The organism is Haloarcula sp. DT43, from assembly GCF_037078405.1.
Classification (GTDB): Archaea; Halobacteriota; Halobacteria; order Halobacteriales; family Haloarculaceae; genus Haloarcula; species Haloarcula brevis.
This window is the reverse complement of record NZ_JAYMGZ010000009.1, coordinates 1-3,059: the sequence shown is the minus strand read 5'-3', so window position 1 is coordinate 3,059 and position 3,059 is coordinate 1. Positions and strand designations below refer to the sequence as shown.

At 49.8% G+C, this 3,059-nt stretch carries 2 protein-coding genes and 1 pseudogene; 1 reads left to right on the top strand and 2 read right to left on the bottom strand.

The annotated features are described in order from the left end of the window. Window positions 1-131 precede the first annotated feature (131 nt). Window positions 132-1,118, top strand: a pseudogene (locus VI123_RS19185) (recombinase family protein); the annotation flags it as partial. 151 nt (window positions 1,119-1,269) lie between these two features. Here VI123_RS19185 and VI123_RS19180 read toward each other — a convergent pair. Continuing rightward, a complete protein-coding gene (locus VI123_RS19180; RefSeq protein WP_336339679.1) occupies window positions 1,270-2,199 on the bottom strand; it encodes a recombinase family protein in 930 nt (309 codons plus the stop codon). Continuing rightward, complete coding sequence (locus VI123_RS19175) at window positions 2,192-2,611, bottom strand: transcription initiation factor IIB family protein (RefSeq protein WP_336339680.1); 420 nt, start codon at window positions 2,609-2,611, stop codon at window positions 2,192-2,194. The genes VI123_RS19180 and VI123_RS19175 overlap by 8 nt, the downstream gene beginning before the upstream one ends. Between the last annotated feature and the right edge of the window lie 448 nt (window positions 2,612-3,059).

Sequence of the window (3,059 nt, the reverse complement as noted above, 5' to 3'; positions counted from 1 at the left end):
GCCGCCGACAGCGACAGCTCCGCCTGTGATCAGCGTTCTTCGACCGCTATCGACGGCTCATCCCAACAGAAGAGGTGACTCAGGTCAGGTCACCTGACGATGCTTTGTGAGGTACTGAGACTGGAACAAACTTTGATAGGGATGGTATCCAAGAAGTCTTCGAACTCTCGAAACGAGAGGAGATTGATTTCCTACTTGTAGAAAAAATCGATCGAATAGGTCGCAGCGCACCAGAGACCCTCTACTTCATCTATATACTCCAGTCGGAATGCGGAGTCACTCTTCTGACACCCGCAGGTGAACAAGATATCGGTCAAGTCAGAGGTCTTCTCCACACCACTCTCATGTCTCTCATGGCTGAAGTACAAAACTCAATTCGAACAGCGAAGGCGAAAAAAGAGCGTATTCGGGGATTTTTGAAAAAGAAGAAATGGAAATGTTACTCACCGAAGGTCCCACTCGGATACGAGGAGACCGATGATGGATGGCTGACCGTGGACGACTCAAAGAAGGTGGTTGTGAGAGACATGTTCAAAAAATTCGCTGAGTGCAAGGTGTACTCGGAGACTGAGGAGTATATCGACGAAAAATATGGCACCGAGGTTCTCGATGGGCATCGGGTAAAAACTCTTCTGCAGGAAACAGTGTACATCGGGGAGCCCCGGCTTCCGGACTCGTGGATTGCTGAAACTAGCTACGAAAATGACCTCAATTGTCCCGACCTCCATCTACTCGGTGAAGAAGAGGATGCAGAAATCGATATAACAGAAGAAATCTTCCACCAGGTACAGGCAATAATAGAGGAGAAAGACAGCAAACACTCTGCTGATGAAGACACTCGCGATCTTCTCGATTTTCTGGAAGAATTTAGTCTGTTTGCGGTTGTCGAAGGAACTGAACCAGCTACACTTCTCCATCACTGCGGTGAACCACTAGTCAAAGACGGACAGATTGATCTCAAGGGGAATAGCTTTCATCGATACCGCTGTCCCCGTTGTGAGGAATCTGACGATGCAGAAGAGTACTATCGACAATGGCCCCGTGAACACGAACTCGATGCAATCAAACAAATTCAGGCCGTCCTCAATGGTGATATGGGTCTCTTCGAAAGGGACTAACCACGCTCAACAGAGCTCTCTCAAATAAGATCTATCTTAATGTATCGAACTGCTCTACTGAGCAATCCGAAACTATAGGATCTAACCGAGATGGAAAATAAATTGAAGAGACTTTGAGATTCGCGAAAGGGTCACTCTGCCACGTTGCCCGCTATGGATTGAGATACGAACTATACTGCGCTTTCATACCATGAATAGCAGCTTCTTTTCTGGACTCTGGCATTGCCTTCCGTGAGGACCGCCCGTTTTGAAACCGCATTCTAATGCGAGTCACATCTTTGAACAGGTTATCATCGACAATCTGATACTCCGAAACGTGATCAGAAACCTCTCCAAGTTCGTATTTACCCAAATAAATCTCATTTCGGAGAATCTCCCCAACCGCACTTGGCGTCCAATCACCTCCGTCAGCAGTCAGTACATTGCGATGGTTCAAGTCTGAAGCTACGCTGGGCATTGATCGTTTTTCAACGTACGACTCAAATATCTCAATCACCAATTGCGCCTCCCTTTTGTTGATTTTGAGTCGGTTATCTGAAGTCAGGTCGTACCCGATTGGCGGATTGCTGTTAGGCCACCTGTGCTCTTCGGCCAATCCTTGGAGACCAATTCTCGTCCGCTGTTTTATCATATCGCGCTCAAATTCTGCAGCACTCGCGATGTTACGGAAGTTGAAACGACCAGTTGCAGTCGTCGTATCAATCTGTTCAGTGACACTGTAGAGATATACATCGCACTCACGAAGTTCTGATTCCAGTTGTACTGCGTGCATCAGACTCCGTGAGAATCGGTCCAACTTCCAAAAGACAATGACATCGAATGCGCGGTTTTCAGCCATGTCCAGCATCTGCTGGAACATCGGCCGATCGGTATCTTTCCCGCTCTCTGCCTCATCGCGGTAAACGAACGCCACAGTCCATCCAAGTGACTCACAGCGCTCGATACCCCGTTGAGTCTGTGCATCGAGAGAATACCCAAACCCACCGCTCTTGGACGAAGTCCGCGCATATACTGCCGCACGCAACAGCTCGTTGTCGTCATCTTCTGCGACGCGTTCACGAATAGAAGCGGAATCAATCATCGCTCACCAGAGTCCGGAGCTGATTGACCCGCTGACGAATCGTTTCCGTGGAGACTCCGCTAGCATCAGCGACTTCGGACTGTGTTTTATTTTCAGCTGCGAGGTAGATCGCTGCCGCGGTAATACCAACAGGGTCCTTTCCAACCAGTGCAGAATGACCTTCGATCTGTTCAAGAGTGGTCTCAGTGACACCGAGAACAACATCCTCGAGGTCTAACTCTCCGGCAAGGAAAAAGACGTAGTCCTCTGGAGTTGGCAGTGCTGGACTCAATCCAAGATCACTCTGAATTCCAGCCAGACTGAGCCGATATTTTCTCGGGTCGACAGAAGGGAGTTCACTTAGCCGGCCGGGTGGTATGGGTTGCGAAGCCGATAGAGAAGCGAGACGGGCACATGCAGCGATTATACACATGGTGTCCCTGCCATCCGTCGTGCCTGCGACGAAAGCGTCACAGTAGACTGCTGCGCCTTTCTGACGAAGGTCTGAATCGAGGCAGAGTGCATTTCCAATATCCTCCAACGCGGCGAAAGCTCGAGCAAGTTGCTGCTCCGTCGAGTTACGAACACGACAAACAGTGAGCCAGTCTTCATGGAATTGTTCCTCTACCTCCTCTCGAGATTGAATCCATTCTGGCAGCGTCGTATCTGCCGGGTCATGAACTACGAACCCGCACTCCGTACAAACTCCTGCGAAGTCCTCAATTGATTCATCGATGGCATCACTATCGCAGACAGGGCACGTGAGCGTGTCATAGAAAGCCTCCCAAGGGAGGCCGCAGGGTTTGGAAACTGTGTCCAGCAGTACCAACGCCCTGCAAGACGTAGCTTCGGTAGACGACTTCTTGAATGCGGCGGCTACC

What these genes read in the sequence shown, in the direction of transcription:
- VI123_RS19180 (WP_336339679.1), bottom strand. Translation starts at nt 2,199, where the DNA reads ATGATTGATTCCGCTTCTATTCGTGAACGCGTCGCAGAAGATGACGAC.
- VI123_RS19175 (WP_336339680.1), bottom strand. Translation starts at nt 2,611, where the DNA reads ATGTGTATAATCGCTGCATGTGCCCGTCTCGCTTCTCTATCGGCTTCG.